Here is a 14,806-nt window from a genome sequence, read left to right on the forward strand (position 1 = left end):
CACCACGTTGCGGCAGGCATCGATGACGAGCGTATCAGAAGCAAGCAGCGCCTCGACCTCCTGAAGCTGCAACAGGCGTTGCGTGCCGCTATCGATCAGCCGGGCGGCGGGCGCTTCCAGAACCTTTGCGGCATCTCGCACCTCGACGGCAAGTGCCGGTATGTCTGCTTTCCGCGCCGCTTCGGCCGCATGAGCCAGTGCCTGGCGCGCCGGCTCCGTGCGCAGCCGGCGGATTGCGACACCGGCGACGGCAAGCTCATGGCCGGCGCGGGCGGCCGGCGGCAGCGGCGAGGGGTCGAGATCGGCGAGCAGCTTTTCGGCGGCATCGAGATGGCCGATCAGGAGCAGGCGGCGGATCTGCAGGTTGCGGGCATGGGCGGCGTTGATGCGGTCGCCGCGCCTTTCGAGCGTCAGGCGCGCGCCTTCCAGCGCCTTTTCCGGCCAGGTGAGATCGCGCGAAACGAGGGCAATTTCGGCCTCGGCCACAATGCAGCGGGCGCGGGCCACAGCCTCGCGCGGGCCGAAGGCATGAGCAGCGCTCTTCAGCAGTGCCTTGGCGCGGATGAGATCGCCGAGCTGGGCCATGGCGATGCCGCGAAGGGCGAGAGCCGGCGGGTCGTCGCGCAGCGCCACGCGCTTCATCGCGCCCAGCGCATCGCCCACGGCCAGCGCCTGTGCAGCAGCTGTTATCAGCGAGTCCATCGGAATCCCGTCACACTTGTAACTCCCACCCCTCGGGCATTCAGACCTAGTTTATTCCCCATCGGCAGGCAACGGCCCGCCGGCTTAGACGTTTCAATGCAAATGAGGAGAAGACCAATGATGATGCACAAAACCGGAACACGGGCGGAATGGCTGCAGGCGCGGCTGGCGCTCTTGGACGAGGAAAAGGATCTGACACGCCGCAGCGATGCACTGGCCGAGCGCCGCCAGGAGCTGCCGTGGGTGAAGATCGACAAGGACTACCGGTTCGAGACCGAAGCCGGCATCGTGCCGCTGTCGGCACTCTTCAAGGGCCGCTCGCAGCTGCTCGTCTATCACTTCATGTTCGGGCCAGACTATACGGCCGGCTGCCCATCCTGCTCGGCGATCGCCGATGGCTTCAACGGCGTCACCGTGCATCTGGAAAACCACGATGTCGCCTTTACCGCCATCTCCCGCGCGCCACTGGCCAAGCTCTTGGAATACAAGCGCCGTATGGGCTGGACCTTCGACTGGGCATCGTCGGCCGGCAGCGATTTCAACCATGATTTCAATGTCGTGTTCACGCTGCAGGAACAGCGCGACGGCAGCATCGACTATAACTACCGCCGCGAACCACCGATGCCGGATGCGCAGGCCGGCAAGAGGGTACAGCAATGGGAGCTGCGCGGCGGCGAGGGCCCGGTGGCGCAGATGGCCGCAACGACGGGCACCGATATCTCCACCTACACTCGCGACCGCCCAGGCCTCAGTGCCTTCGTCCTGCAGGACGGCGAGATCTACCACAGCTACTCTTCCTATGCCCGCGGGCTGGACGGGATCTGGGGCATGTACCAGCTGCTCGACCGTGCACCGCTGGGGCGCAACGAAACGGGTGTCTGGTGGCGTCACCACGACCGTTACGGGGCAGGGCAATGAGCACGCCTTCGAAGATGGGGGCCGGCAATAGCGCCGGCCCGCTTCTGCCCGGTATCGCGCGCGGGCTATCGCTTGCCGCGGCACCCACCTTTGCCGTGATGGCCGCGCTCTCGGCAAGCGACCCGGCGGCGGATATGATCTGCTCGATGGGCGGGATGCCGATGCATGGCGCATCGGCCTTCAGCGGCATGGCGGCCATGTATGGACTGATGAGCCTGTTCCATGTCGGGCCGTGGCTGAGGCTGATGGGCGGTGAGGGAGGCTTTCACCGCTCGTAAGGTGACACGGACTTGGGCTCCTGCGTCCGCTGCTGAAGACGCTAAGGCCTGCCGCGTGGCACCCCCTCTGGCCTGCCGGCCATCTCCCCCACAAGGGTGGAGATTGGCTGGGAGCACGGGCTTCCCCAAACAATCAACGTTGCAAATTGCACGACATTAGTGATGCGCGAAGGTCGCGCCGCTTGTCGATCTCCACCCTTGTGGGGGAGATGGCCGGCAGGCCAGAGGGGGGTATCCTACGCGCTAACGCTCAAAGCCACGCATCCCCAATCGCGCCGATGTGATGGAACCCAGTCAGCAACCCTGACGTTTCCGCACCGCTGTCTCCCGGCAGCGAATGCCCACCCTGGGCACCCCTTCCGACGGCATCCGGAATTGCCCCGCCTCGCCGCCGCTTTCGGACGGAGGAATGCTTATGTCCGCATTGGCAAGTCTGCGCGCGCTGACCCCGCAGCAGCGCAATACCGTCATCGCCAGCTATCTCGGCTGGACGCTCGACGCCTTTGATTTCTTCATTCTCGTTTTCGTTCTCAAATATATCGCCGAGGAGTTCCATACCGACGTTCCCGCGGTGTCCGTGGCGATCTTTCTGACCCTTGCCATGCGGGCGCTCGGTGCCCTGATCTTCGGGCTTGCGGCAGACCGTTACGGGCGGCGCATCACGCTGATGGTGGATGTGCTGCTCTATTCGCTCTTCGACTTCCTCACCGGTTTTTCGACCGGGCTCACCATGTTCCTGGTACTGCGCGCGCTTTACGGCATCGCCATGGGTGGGGAGTGGGGTGTCGGCGCCTCGCTCGTCATGGAGACGGTGCCGGAGGAAAGCCGCGGCATCGTTTCGGGCATCCTGCAGGCGGGTTATCCCTCCGGCTATCTGATCGCCTCGCTGCTGTTCTTCCTGCTCTTTCCTGTCATCGGATGGCGCAGCTGCTGCTTGCCGTCTCCGGCCTCGTCATTGCCGATATCGTCATCCGCAATGTGGTCTTCGTCTTCATCGTGCCATCCTATGGCGGCCACGAGGATTTCATTTCGTCGCAATATGCCTTCACCATGCAGGCGGCGGCTTCCATCCTGGTGCTGATGTTTGCGCTTTCGGCCCTTGCGGCAACGACGCTGGATACGATCGCCGCGCATCGCGATGCCGCAGAGCGCGATCCGATGACCGGCATGCTGAACCGGCGCGGCTTTGACCGCATGGTCGGGGAGCGCGGCCGGGTGGAAGGCGCAGTCATCATCTGCGACATCGACAATTTCAAATGGGTGAACGACACGTTTGGCCACGGGCCCGGCGACGAGGTGATCCGCGCCTTTGCCGAGATGCTGCAGGCGCGGATGCCGGAGGGCGGCTTTGCGGCGCGGTTCGGCGGCGAGGAATTCGTGATCTTCCTGCCGGCAACACCGCTGGCTTCGGCTGCCGATTTCGCCAACCGGGTGCGGCTTGCCTTTGCTGCTATCGACCGCAAGCCGATCGGTTTCGACGGCGAGCCGATCGGCTCCGACGGCAAGATCACCGCAAGCTTCGGTGTCGCCGGCGCCAATCCGGCCGATCATTCCCTCTATGAGCAGATCGCGCGGGCCGACAAGGCGCTCTATGCCGCCAAGGAGGCCGGGCGCAACAGGGTGATGGTCGAGGGCGAGCAGCCGCGCGACATGTCCAGCCCGCGGGTGGTGTCTGTCGCGCGCGGCTGCTGAGCCAAATGACAACGCGGTCAATGGTGCCGTTCCACAGGCAATTGACAAACCCACCCACAAGTAATGGCGTGACGCCACCGACAACTCGAATCCAACGATTTCAATAGATTACAAATCGTCCATGTCGGAAAATCGCCGCATTTCCTACACCTTGCCGTCGCAATTGGCTGAGACCTTGTCACCATCAGGTGATGAGGAGGTGAGTGGTCATGAGCCTGTCTTTTCCGACGATGGCGGCGATCCGTTTCGGTTACGGGCTGCGGCCGGGCGAGGCCTTGCCGCAGACCAAGGATGATCTGATCGGGCAGGTGACGCGCGGCGCGAATGGCGTGCCGGACTTTCCCGTGGGCGGCGTCGAGGCGCGGCATACTGCGATCCTCGACCTGCAAGACAGGCTGAAGCAGATCCGGCAGGCCGATGGCGACGATCTCGATCGCCGGCAGCAGCGTCGGCTTCTCCAGCGCCGGGCGCAGGTGCTCTTCCAGATGGATGCCAATGCGCGGCTGATGCAGGCGGTGCTTTCGCCCGATGGATTCAACGAGCGGCTGGCCGCTTTCTGGACTAATCATTTCTCCACGAGTGCTGCTAAAAGCCTGCCGATGCGGCTGATTGTGCCGCTCTACGAGGCCGAGGCGATCCGGCCTTACATGGGAGCCAAGTTTGCGACGCTGCTGCGCAGCGCCACCGAGCATCCCTCCATGCTGATCTATCTCGATCAGGCGCAGTCGCTGGGCCCGGATTCCAAAGGCGGCATGCAACGCAACAAAGGGCTCAACGAAAATCTCGGCCGTGAGCTCCTGGAGCTGCATACGCTCGGCGCGGGCAGCGGCTATACGCAGGCCGATGTGCGCTCGGCGGCGATGGTGCTGACCGGACTGACCGTCGACCAGCAGGCGATGGAGACGGCTTTTCGTCCGCAGATCTCGGAGCCCGGCGCACATGAGGTGCTCGGCGTCAGCTATGGCGGGGCCAAGCGCACGCGCAAGGATTATCTCGCGATGCTCGACGATCTCGCAGTCAATCCGAAGACGGCCGAGCATATCTGCCGCAAACTTGCGGTGCATTTCATCTCTGACCAGCCGCCGCAGGAGATGATCCGGGCCATGAGCGAGGCGTGGAAGAAGACGGATGGGGAACTGCCCGCCGTCTACCGCGCCATGCTCGACCATCCGGCCGCTTGGGCGGACGAGGGCGCCAAGGCGCGCCAGCCTTTCGATTTTATCGTCACGGGCCTGCGGGCGCTGAGCAGCGGCGCGGGGGCGGGCGATGTTGCGGCCTTCATGCAGGCCTATCAGCAGGACGATGCCGACAACGACGAGATGATGGCGATGCCGAAGAAGGATGCAGCGCCCGCTACCGACGGGCAAGCGATGATGCAGGCGCCGCCGAGCCCTGAAGACGAGGTGCGTATCAAGCGGCGCAAGGCGTTCCAGATGGCGCGCGCGCTCGGGCAGGGCGCTCTTCGCCGCATGGGCCAGCCGACATGGCTGCCGCCGAGCCCGGCCGGCTTCGAGGAGAGTTTTTCCGCCTGGATTACCGCAAGCCAGCTTTCCGAGCGGCTGTCCTGGGCGCGGCGCGCCAGCGCCCAGTTCGGCAAGGATGTCGATCCGCGCGAATTTCTGAAGGCGACGCTTGTGGACGCCGCCCGCGACGAGACGATCCGTGTCGTTTCCCAGGCGCCGAACAGGGTGAGCGGGCTGACGCTGGTTCTTGCGTCCCCCGAATTCAACCGTCGATAGCGAATATCCGTTTTCTTCGAAATACGAACATTCTCTATCTCTCTGTTTCACGCAATTCCGGACGCAAAACCGCTACTCACTTTTGCTGGAATTGCTTTAGGAGCCCGTCATGACAGAGTTTATGCTTTCGCGCCGTGGTTTTCTGACATCGGCTTGCTGCCTTGCCGCGGCCCCCATTTTCACACCGGTGACCTTTGCCGCCATGCCCGGTGACAAGCGCTTCGTGACGATCGTGCTGCGCGGGGCGATGGACGGGCTCGATCTGGTGCAGCCATATGCCGAGCCCGGCTTTGCGGCCCTGCGGCCGACCTTGGCGCTGACGCCGGACAGGGGGCTCATCGATCTCGATGGGCATTTCGGGCTCAATCCGGCGGCCGCCGATCTGATGCCGCTGTGGAGGACGAAAGAGCTTGCCTTCGTGCATGCGGTCTCCACGCCCTATCGCGACCAGCGCAGCCATTTCGACGGGCAGGACATGCTGGAATCCGGTGGCGAGCATGTGGCCGAGGAGAAGACCGGCTGGCTCAATCGGGCGCTTGCCGTCATCCCGCGTTCGGATGCGCGCAAGGCGATCGACGTCAACACCTCCACCGAGTTGATCCTGACCGGGCCGAACAATGTCGATGTCTGGGCATCGGACTCCAATCTCGGGCCAGCCAAGGACGAGATGCAGTTCCTGATGCGGCTTTATGCCGGCGATCCGCCCTTCGCCAAGGCAATGGACGAGGCGATGCGCGCGAACAGCGCTTCCATGATGGCGGAGCCCTCCGGCCAGCGCGGCGAGAAGATCACCGATGTTGCGGCGCTGGCCGGCAATATGCTGAAGGGCGATTACCGCATCGCCAGCTTCTCGATTACCGGCTGGGATACGCATGTCGGCCAGCTCGGTCAGTTCAAGCGGCCGGTGCAGGATCTGGCGCAGGCGATCACGACGCTGAAAGTCACGATGGGCGCCGATCTCTGGTCGAAGACGGTGGTGCTCGCCGTGACGGAATTCGGCCGCACGGTGCGTGAAAACGGCTCGGGCGGAACGGATCACGGCACGGGTGGCTGTGCGGTGCTGGCGGGCGGGGCGATCGATGGTGGGCGTATTCTCGGCAGATGGCCGGGGCTTGCCGATGGTGCGCTGCTTGATGACCGGGACCTGATGCCGACGGCGGATGTGCGGGAGCTGGCGGCGGCGATGCTCTACCGGCAGTTCGATGTATCGGCGGAGGATCTGACGGGGAAGATCTTTCCGGGGCTGAGCTTTGACAAGGGATCGCAGTTTTTGCGGGCTTGATGGCGCGGGCAGAGACCCTTGGGATGTGGTCCCGGACGCGGTCCAGTGGACGGCTTCGCATCAAAAGCAACCATTGCGAAGCCGTGCATTAATCGAGGTCGAAAACATTGCCGATAGGCGTCCCGCCACCCTTTTTCACAATATGCCAACTCAACCATGTTGGTTCGTTGATCGCGCCGCGGCTTCTTAAAGTATCAAATAAGTTTTGGGCCAGTCGCTTCGGTTCGGAAACAAATTTGACATTGGTTACAACGCAGTCGAGTCGTTGGTGGGGGAAGAAGCCTTCGGCTGGGACTCTTGCTTTCGTGATGAAGAAAAGCGCGACTTCATTGTTTATGGAACCGCCCCATTTGTTCCTTTTGATGTGGAAGATTTTGCCAGAACTGAAGTCCTGATTTGCGGACCATTCGATATAAAAGTCCGGCGACAGGTCTAGGTCGTTCATCTGAAATTTCCGATTCTCAAATGAAATCATACAGCCGGAAGATCCACGTGATCTGGTAGATGAGGCCAGCGCTGACGAACACCGCATGAAACCGCCGGTTCGCCGTCCAGGCCCCCACGATGCACAGCACGATATAGACGGCATTACGCACCGGATATTCCCATCCGAGTGCCGCCAGATACGCCTTGCCCTTCAACAGCGTATCCAGAAAATCCACCACATAGGTCACGGCCAGCATGCCGAAGAACCATCTGCGCCGCGAGATGAAATATTCCTCGTAGCCACCGTAATCCTCGATCGTCGTCGGGAAGATCAGCACGCAGAGGAAGAAGAACAGGCAGCAGAAACTGATGAGGAACAGGTAGACGCCGAAGGAGATGACGGCGAGCGACTGCAGGCGATATTCCCACCACCAGAAATGGATGATGAAGAGGAACATCGAGGCGACCCAGCCGAGATGCACCCAGTAGACCCTGAACTTGCCGGGCGACTGCACGATGCCGCCGAGGCCAGTCAGCAGGCGGGCGAGCGAGAGGCCGATCACCATCGACATCACGGTCCGGATGTAGACGTAGACTTCCGGTGTCGCGGCCGCCTGCATCATCTCACTCCTGCGGAACGACCTTGGGTTTGCCGTCTTCGTCGAGCGCCACCATGATGAAGGTGCCGGCGGTGACCTTTTCCTGCTGATTGTAGCGCGAGCGGTGCGCCCAGGCTTCCACGCGCAGCGTGATCGAAGTGCGCCCGACCCGCTCCACCTCGGTATAGATGGACAGCGTATCGCCGATCTTGACCGGCAGTTCGAAGGCCATTTCTTTCACCGCCGCGGTGACCACGCGGCCCCTGGCGCGCTCGGCGGCGCGGATGCCGCTTGCAAGATCCATCTGCGCCATGACCCAGCCGCCGAAGATATCGCCGGCCGGATTGGCGTCCCCGGGCATGGCGAGCGTACGTAGCGTCAGTTCGCCTGTCGGCTTGGCGGCATCGGTCATCAGGGGCTCTCCGTTTGGCCGGTGATTCATCTGGAATCACCCTAATGCAAAGGCCAGCCGGTGGGAAAGGGCGCAAAAACACAGGTTTGCGCAACGCCTGTAAAAAATATCAGGCGGCTGCAGAAGAATCTCAACCGTTAAAATTCGGTTCGAATTCAAATGCTTGATCTTGCAGCGGGGCTGCGCCCGATTGCCTCACGTAGCGTTATTTGATCACATTCTAATCAAGTTTTACCGTCCGGTAAGCGGCTCATATCAGTATCTGATGATTGTCACACATGAGAGCTGCCGGAACCCCATGCGCAACATCAGGATTTCAACCCGCCTCTACAGCCTCGTCGCGTTCGCGCTTGCCGTGCTTGCCGCGACGATGATCTTCTTCCTCAACTATTCCTATCGGGAGCTGGAAGCCGAGCGTAAAGCCGGGCTGGCGCAGATGGATGCGACGGCGCTTGCCATCTTCGACAAATATTACAAGCTGGAGCAGGCGGGCACGATGACCCGCGAGCAGGCGCAGACGGCGGCCAAGGAAGTGATCGCTTCCATGCGCTATGGCGGCGGCACCGGCTATTTCTGGATCAATGACATGCATCCGACGATGGTGATGCATCCGGTCAAGCCCGAGCTCAACGGCACGGACTTGACGCAGAACAAGGATCCGAACGGCAAGTTCCTGTTCGTCGAATTCGTCAATACGGTGAAGGTGAGCGGGCAGGGTTTCGTGGATTACTACTGGCCGAAGCCGGGCGCCGACCAGCCGGTACTGAAATACTCGCATGTGGCGGGCTTTCAGCCCTGGGGTTGGATCGTCGGCACCGGCGTCTATTCGGATGACCTTGCAGCGCTCTATCGCCAGAACGCGATCTGGACGGCCGTGGTCGGTCTCATCGGCGCGCTCGTTACCCTTGCCATCGCCTATGCGATCGTGCGCAGCGTGACGGCGCCGGTTGCGCGCCTGAAGGCGGCGATGAATGCGATTGCCGATGAGAATGCTTCGGTCGATATCACGGATGCCGACCGGCGCGACGAGATCGGCCAGATGGCGAAATCGCTGATCGTGCTGCGCGACTCCGTTGCCGAGCGCGCCGAACTGCGCGTTCGTGAAGACGAGCGCCAGCGGGAGATCGAAAGCGAACGGCGCGGCAACGAGGCGAGCCTGCGCTCGTCCTCCGAACGCCAGACGGCGGCGATGCACGTGCTCGGCGCCGGCCTGGAGCGGCTTGCGGCCGGCGATCTGACGGTCGCGATCGACGATCTCGGTCATGATTATGCGAAGCTCCGCTCCGATTTCAACGCGGCGGTCGATGCGCTCAACGGCGTCATCCATGCGATCGCGGAATCCAGCCATATCGTCAATGACAGCGCCCGGGACATCAGCGATGCGACCGGTAATCTTTCCAAGCGCACCGAGCAGCAGGCCGCAGCGCTCGAGGAAACCGCCGCTGCGCTCGACGAAATCACCGCGACGGTCCGCACCGCCTCCGAGCGTGCCAACGAGGCGCGCAGCATGGTGGCGGAGACGAAGACGAGTGCCGGCAAATCCGGCGAGATCGTTCGCAATGCCGTCTCGGCCATGAGCCGCATCGAGGATAGTTCGAGCCGCATCAACCAGATCATCGGCGTGATCGACGAGATCGCGTTCCAGACCAACCTCTTGGCTCTCAACGCCGGCGTGGAAGCAGCGCGTGCCGGCGAAGCCGGCCGCGGTTTTGCCGTCGTGGCGCAGGAAGTGCGCGAGCTTGCCCAACGCTCTGCCAATGCGGCCAAGGAGATCAAGACGCTGATTTCGAGTTCGGCAGCCGAAGTTGAAGGCGGCGTGGCGCTGGTGCGCTCCACGGGTGACGCGCTGGTCGAGATCGAGGCGCTGGTCAACCGCGTCAACGCCCATGTCGACTCCATCGCGACTGCCGCCCGCGAACAGGCAACCGGGCTGCATGAGATCAACACCTCCGTCAACCACATGGACCAGATGACCCAGCAGAATGCCGCGATGGTCGAGGAGACCACAGCTGCCAGCCAGACGCTGGCGGAGGAAAGCCAGCAGCTGCGGACGTTGTTGTCGAAATTCCGCCTGCGCGATCAGACGGGGCAGGGTGCGCGATACGGCCGGGCTGCTTGATAGGCTGGTGACGATCTGACGAGAAAGGGCCGCGGCATTGCGCGGCCCTTTGTTTTTCCTCCGAATGCAGATCAGGCCTGGCACCAGGCGTCAGCCAATACCGTGTTTGCTTCAAGAGCGCCTGCTCGTCACCTGAAACCCAGCCGAAGACTTTCGCCTCTCCATCCAAAACCTGCACGAGGTAGTGCACATCGAAGTCGATTTTCGCGTCCGGCTGGTTCTTGCGGGCGTAAGTCGCCCTCCAGGCGACATGCGCCACACAGTGCCTCTCATCGATTGGCGAGAGACGGATATGCCGAAGCGTCATCTCCTTGGTGCCAATGGCGCGATAGCGCTCATAACCCTGCGCCATCATCCGCTTGAGCTCATCGTCATTCTTGCCGAGACATGACCCCGGCAGGCGAGGCGGCGATGATGTCTGAGGCATAGAGGGAGGTGACCTCATCCATATCGGCTTTGCCGGCGAGAGCCTGCCGGAAAAGGCGTTCATAGCGCTCGAACAGTTTGCTTACCGCTGCTTCCATCGGCGACTTTCCAGAGTAAGGACCGGGCTCATGGTGCAGTAGTTATGGTGCTGGCTTGAGATGCCAATAGGTCCGAAAGCAACGACCAGCGTTTGCCGGATCGCCAGAGCTCAATCGGCAATCAGCTGCGACGCTATAGCCGGGTCGGCGTGCCCTGGTGGAAGAGCATCTGCCATCGCCGTCCATCGTGTTTCCAGATGGAGCTGCGCAGCACATGCCGCTCCGATCCATCCGCTTGTCGGCGCCAGGTGCGATAGGTCAGCAGGGCAGCATCGGCCGAAATCGGCGTCAAGGCATAGTCGTCGGAATGCAGTTCGTCGTTGTCGGCGCTGTCGTCTTCCTGCAGCAGAAGCCCGATCATAACGTCGCGGCGATAAACCGTTCCCGACGCGCCGAATTCGCCAAAGCGATCTGCCAGCAAGTCTTCCAGAGCTTCGCGGGAGCGACGTATCTCCGGCCGATGCAGGGATTCTTCAAGCGCGCGGAGGTCTTCTATGCGGATCTCGGGTGGGGTCATAGGGTCTGTGCCTCTCGAAGTTTGCCGGAAAGCTAGAGCAGGCCGGCTCATGGCAACAGCTCTTATGTGCTGGGATACGTTTTAATACCGCGGTGTGGAGATACCTCTCTAACGAGAGCAAACGCCCTTCGATCTTCCAATCTCCACACGTAAAGCTTTCATTCACCGTTTTTAATTAAATTTGAATCGAGGTTTTCCGATCACAGGCCGCATGCGGAAGCGATAAGTATGGCGTTTCTTTCCCTTCTCCGGCGTACTGCCCTGCCAATCCTGCTTTCCACGGCGTTGACGACCTGTTCGATCAGCGATGGGCTGGTGCCGCCTGAAAATGTCGATAGCAGCACGCGTGTCAGCTCCATTTCGCCGGTGCGGGGCGGGGCCATGCGTATGGCTCCGGTCCAGAGCCAGCAACCCTATCCCGTCGCCAGCGCGCCCGTCGGCAATACGCAGGGGCAGATCGATTATCTCGATACGCCAAACCTTGCCGGAACGGGCCAGCAGATGCGCGCGCCGGCACAGCAATCGGCGCCCATGGCCACGCCGCAGCAGGGGCAGAGGCGCCTGCCGATGATCGATAGCGATGAAGCCTTGGCGCAACAGCGTCAGCAACAGGCATCCAACGGCAACTGGGGCGGCGTGCAGCCGCTCGCCGTTCCCCAGGGCGGCGTCAACATGGATGAGGAGCTCGGCGCAGGGCCGGGCAATCAGCCGGTCGTCGGCCTGGCGCAAGAGCAACAGCAGCAGATCGCCGAGGGCAATGCCACCGAACCTGTCGTCGACGGCATCGGCACGGAAAATCCCACCCAGCTCAACCAGCGGAACATACCGCAGCCGGTCGCCGCCACGCAGATGAGCCGCGCACCGGTGCGCGCCGCGCGGGGCAATGGTCCCCGGACCTGGAGCGACGGCAGCCCGGTTCTGGCGCCGACGCGCGTGCCCGAGGAGGATGAGCCGGAAGAGGTCGCCATGCTGCGGCCGAACAACCCCATGATGAGCGAGCCGGCAGCGCCCATCGATCCCGGCGCCATGCCGGCCTCGGAACTCTCCTGCCGGCGCGAGCTGAAACGCATGGGGGTGATCTTCGAGGATCGCCCGCCGATCTCCAACGGGCCGGCCTGCCAGGTGCCATACCCGGTGTCGCTGAAGGGCCTCTCCGGCAACATCGGCGTCAAGCCGGCGGTGATCCTGAATTGCCAGGTGACACTCGCCTTCGCCAAATGGGTGAAGAACGAGCTCGCACCATCGGCCCGCTTCCGTTACTGGACCGGCATTCAGACCATCGAGCCGCTCGGCGGCTATTCCTGCCGGCGCATGAACAACAGCCGCCAGAGATACAATCCGATTTCGGAACATGCGAAGGGCAATGCCATCGATGTCGGCAAGTTCGTGCTGAAGAACGGCCACAAGATCGATGTGCGCAAGAAGGGGCTGTTCTCCTTCCGCGAAGGGCGCCTATTGAAGGCCGTGCGCAGCGATAGYTGCAATTATTTCACGACGGTACTTGGCCCGGGCTATAATCCCGAACACTGGAACCATTTCCACTTCGATCTCATGTCGCGCAGGGGCGGACGGGCCGTGTGCAAATAGGCGGAGATTACCGGAAGATCTGCGTCACTGCGATGGTCCCGACGATGGCGGCGTTGAAGCTGTCCATCTTTTCGGTCGGTATCCGGTATTCGAGATGCGCCCGGCCGCCGGCTTCCCGATGCCTTATGGCATCTTCGTGGTGGCGGTCGTTTGCGGTCCCCGCGACATCGAAAATTGGCTCGACTGACAACAAGCCCTTCGAAATTGAAGCGCTCGCTCAAGCCCCTTGCAGACGGCGGTGCAAGCGGTCAGATTGCCGGCATAGCTTAAGCAATATTATCGAAGTTGTGCTCTCATGATCGGCATTTTCCTCCTGCTCATCGGCTTTCCCGGTACCGGCAAGCTCACCATCGCCAAGCGGCTGAGCCCGCTCATTTCGGCAAAAATCATCGACAATCACTGGGTCAACAATCCGGTCCTCGGCGTTCTCGATCACGATCTGACAAAGCCGCTGCCAGAGGCTATCTGGGAGCAGACGGGAAGGGTGCGGCAGGCGGTGCTGGATACGATCGTCGCTTTCAGCACACCGTCAGTCAATTTCATCTTCACCCATGCCGGCATTCAGGGCGATGAGCGCAGCCACCGAACCTTCCGGCAGATTGCCGAAGCTGCCGAAGGGCGGGGCTCATTGCTGGTGCCAGTGCGATTGCTTTGCGAGGCGGAGGAGTTGGCGCGGCGGGTGGCGATACCGGAGCGGCGAGAGCGGCTGAAATCGGTCAATGCAGAGGCCTCGCTGGAGCGCAGCCGGACGCTGCAGGTGCTCGATCCCGAGCATGCGAATACGCTCAACCTAGATGTTACCTCGCTCTCAGCAGAGGAGGGTGCGGATGCCATTCATCGGCACGTGCAGGATCTCCTGAGTCTGCTGTGCGGCTGAAAGCGCGGAGCCGGAGGCTTCGGCAAGTGCTCACCGGAAGGCCCGGCTGGAAACCTGGATCGAGTTCTGGCAGGGGTCCTTTGCATTGGCGTAGACATAGCCGTCCGCCTTGTGGATCGGCCCGAATGTCAGGCCGTTGCGGACGCATTCGGCACAGAAGGATTCGACGTTCTCGACATCGAAGACCAGTTTGACGGTGGACTGGCCTCGGCGCTGCCCCTTGGCGGCCTGATGCAGCATGATATTGGCGCCGCCATCCTGCGCGACCAGCTCGACGATGCGGTCGCCGGTCAGCCGCATGGGCTTGAAGCCAAAATGTGTCTCGTAGAATGCGGCGGTTTCCTCGACATCGCCGGCGTAGATCACCAATCGGTTCAGTGGCAAGACAGCCTCCAGTGACGTCATGTTCGATGCGCCTGCACCGGCGCTCGCGGCGGAGTTTGCCATGGGCCGTCCTGCCGGAACAGACTGCTTTTGCCTGCTCTGCCGCAGGCCGGCCAGATATTTGCGCAGAAGACCATTGCCGCGGTGAGTAGGCACGGTCACTCAGCCTGATGGATTCGACCTTCCCATCCGTCGCCCCAGCTCCGAATCGGGGAGCCGATTGACTTGCTTCCGCGAAAGATTAAGCTTTGAGACGTAGCAACCACCATCTGCGCACGAATGTGAGCGGAAGGTGTGAGTGGCTGGGCGACCTTGAGGAGGATGAGGTTTGCCGTGTATTACCGTGTTGTTCTGCTGATCGCTGCATCCGTGTTTGCCCTTTCCCCTGGTAAGTCAGGGGCGCAGGAGGGCGATGCCAATGCGGGCGCCGTTGTTTTCAAAAAATGCGCGACCTGTCATATCGTCGATTCCGATACGAACAAGGTCGGTCCGTCGCTGAACGGGGTGCTTGGCAGGAAGGCCGGGACGCATCCCGATTTCGCCTATTCAGCTTCGATGAAGGCGGCCGGCGACGGCGGGCTCGTCTGGGACGAGGCGACGCTGCGCGATTATCTGCACAATCCGAGAGTGAAGGTGAAGGGCACGAAAATGGCCTTCGTCGGCCTCAAGGATGATCAGGAAATCACCGATCTCATCGCCTATCTCAAGCAATATTCCAAATGACGGGCAAGATTCCAGATGACGGCAATA

Annotated in this window: 15 protein-coding genes and 3 pseudogenes; 10 read left to right on the forward strand and 8 right to left on the reverse strand. The window is 62.0% G+C overall.

The window, feature by feature from the left end:
* Positions 1-702 (reverse strand): annotated as a pseudogene (locus AC1DTN_RS19045) (helix-turn-helix domain-containing protein); the annotation flags it as partial.
* Positions 703-819: 117 nt separating this feature from the next.
* On the opposite strand from AC1DTN_RS19045, the gene AC1DTN_RS19050 reads away from it, so the two are divergent.
* The 6 genes and pseudogenes from AC1DTN_RS19050 (at position 820) to AC1DTN_RS19075 (ending at position 6,611) form a co-directional block, all read left to right on the forward strand.
* A complete protein-coding gene (locus AC1DTN_RS19050; protein WP_477922085.1) occupies positions 820-1,620 on the forward strand; it encodes a DUF899 domain-containing protein in 801 nt (266 codons plus the stop codon).
* Positions 1,617-1,898 carry a hypothetical protein gene (locus AC1DTN_RS19055; RefSeq protein WP_477922086.1) on the forward strand — a complete coding sequence of 94 codons (282 nt, stop codon included), beginning with the start codon at positions 1,617-1,619 and terminating at the stop codon, positions 1,896-1,898. Before AC1DTN_RS19050 ends, AC1DTN_RS19055 begins: the two co-directional genes overlap by 4 nt.
* A 415-nt stretch (positions 1,899-2,313) precedes the next feature.
* A pseudogene (locus AC1DTN_RS19060) lies at positions 2,314-2,823 on the forward strand (MFS transporter); the annotation flags it as partial.
* 2 nt (positions 2,824-2,825) lie between these two features.
* Positions 2,826-3,590 (forward strand): GGDEF domain-containing protein, encoded by a 765-nt coding sequence (locus AC1DTN_RS19065; RefSeq protein ID WP_477922272.1) that lies wholly within the window; start codon positions 2,826-2,828, stop codon positions 3,588-3,590.
* 209 nt (positions 3,591-3,799) lie between these two features.
* Entirely contained in the window at positions 3,800-5,329 is a 1,530-nt protein-coding gene (locus AC1DTN_RS19070; RefSeq protein ID WP_477922088.1) for a DUF1800 domain-containing protein, read from the forward strand.
* A gap of 109 nt (positions 5,330-5,438) precedes the next feature.
* The gene (locus AC1DTN_RS19075; protein WP_477922089.1) at positions 5,439-6,611 is read left to right on the forward strand and encodes a DUF1501 domain-containing protein; all 1,173 of its coding nucleotides are present in this window, start codon (positions 5,439-5,441) and stop codon (positions 6,609-6,611) included.
* An 88-nt stretch (positions 6,612-6,699) separates the two neighbouring features.
* On the opposite strand, the gene AC1DTN_RS19080 is transcribed toward AC1DTN_RS19075, so the two are convergent.
* Genes AC1DTN_RS19080 through AC1DTN_RS19090 form a run of 3 tightly spaced genes read right to left on the reverse strand, consistent with a single transcriptional unit; the run spans position 6,700 to position 8,048 of the window.
* The gene (locus AC1DTN_RS19080) at positions 6,700-7,056 is read right to left on the reverse strand and encodes a hypothetical protein (RefSeq protein WP_477922091.1); all 357 of its coding nucleotides are present in this window, start codon (positions 7,054-7,056) and stop codon (positions 6,700-6,702) included.
* A 16-nt stretch (positions 7,057-7,072) separates the two neighbouring features.
* The gene (locus tag AC1DTN_RS19085) at positions 7,073-7,657 is read right to left on the reverse strand and encodes a hypothetical protein (protein ID WP_477922093.1); all 585 of its coding nucleotides are present in this window, start codon (positions 7,655-7,657) and stop codon (positions 7,073-7,075) included.
* 4 nt (positions 7,658-7,661) lie between these two features.
* The gene (locus AC1DTN_RS19090) at positions 7,662-8,048 is read right to left on the reverse strand and encodes an acyl-CoA thioesterase (RefSeq protein ID WP_007816464.1); all 387 of its coding nucleotides are present in this window, start codon (positions 8,046-8,048) and stop codon (positions 7,662-7,664) included.
* A gap of 298 nt (positions 8,049-8,346) precedes the next feature.
* Between AC1DTN_RS19090 and AC1DTN_RS19095 the strand changes: the two genes are divergently transcribed.
* A complete protein-coding gene (locus AC1DTN_RS19095; RefSeq protein WP_477922095.1) occupies positions 8,347-10,167 on the forward strand; it encodes a methyl-accepting chemotaxis protein in 1,821 nt (606 codons plus the stop codon).
* A 106-nt stretch (positions 10,168-10,273) separates the two neighbouring features.
* Here AC1DTN_RS19095 and AC1DTN_RS19100 read toward each other — a convergent pair.
* Together AC1DTN_RS19100 and AC1DTN_RS19105 are read right to left on the reverse strand one after the other, a co-directional pair.
* A pseudogene (locus tag AC1DTN_RS19100) lies at positions 10,274-10,691 on the reverse strand (nuclear transport factor 2 family protein); the annotation flags it as partial.
* Between the two features lie 133 nt (positions 10,692-10,824).
* Positions 10,825-11,208: a nuclear transport factor 2 family protein gene (locus AC1DTN_RS19105; protein ID WP_477922097.1), complete on the reverse strand. Its 384-nt coding sequence runs from the start codon at positions 11,206-11,208 to the stop codon at positions 10,825-10,827.
* Positions 11,209-11,436: 228 nt separating this feature from the next.
* Here AC1DTN_RS19105 and AC1DTN_RS19110 point away from each other — a divergent pair, with 228 nt between their 5' ends.
* On the forward strand, positions 11,437-12,795 hold the full coding sequence (locus AC1DTN_RS19110; RefSeq protein ID WP_477922098.1) for an extensin-like domain-containing protein: 1,359 nt from the start codon (positions 11,437-11,439) through the stop codon (positions 12,793-12,795).
* Positions 12,796-12,802: 7 nt separating this feature from the next.
* On the opposite strand, the gene AC1DTN_RS19115 is transcribed toward AC1DTN_RS19110, so the two are convergent.
* Complete coding sequence (locus tag AC1DTN_RS19115; protein WP_442205693.1) at positions 12,803-12,985, reverse strand: hypothetical protein; 183 nt, start codon at positions 12,983-12,985, stop codon at positions 12,803-12,805.
* 108 nt (positions 12,986-13,093) lie between these two features.
* Here AC1DTN_RS19115 and AC1DTN_RS19120 point away from each other — a divergent pair, with 108 nt between their 5' ends.
* Positions 13,094-13,672 (forward strand): chloramphenicol phosphotransferase, encoded by a 579-nt coding sequence (locus AC1DTN_RS19120; RefSeq protein WP_477922274.1) that lies wholly within the window; start codon positions 13,094-13,096, stop codon positions 13,670-13,672.
* Positions 13,673-13,702: 30 nt separating this feature from the next.
* Here the strand turns inward: AC1DTN_RS19120 and AC1DTN_RS19125 are convergent, their stop codons facing one another.
* A complete protein-coding gene (locus tag AC1DTN_RS19125) occupies positions 13,703-14,056 on the reverse strand; it encodes a VOC family protein (RefSeq protein WP_477922276.1) in 354 nt (117 codons plus the stop codon).
* A gap of 333 nt (positions 14,057-14,389) precedes the next feature.
* Between AC1DTN_RS19125 and AC1DTN_RS19130 the strand changes: the two genes are divergently transcribed.
* Positions 14,390-14,779, forward strand: a complete 390-nt coding sequence (locus AC1DTN_RS19130) for a c-type cytochrome (protein WP_477922099.1) — start codon at positions 14,390-14,392, stop codon at positions 14,777-14,779.
* The last annotated feature ends 27 nt before the right edge of the window (positions 14,780-14,806 follow it).

Source organism: Rhizobium sp. 01T444, from assembly GCF_056398305.1.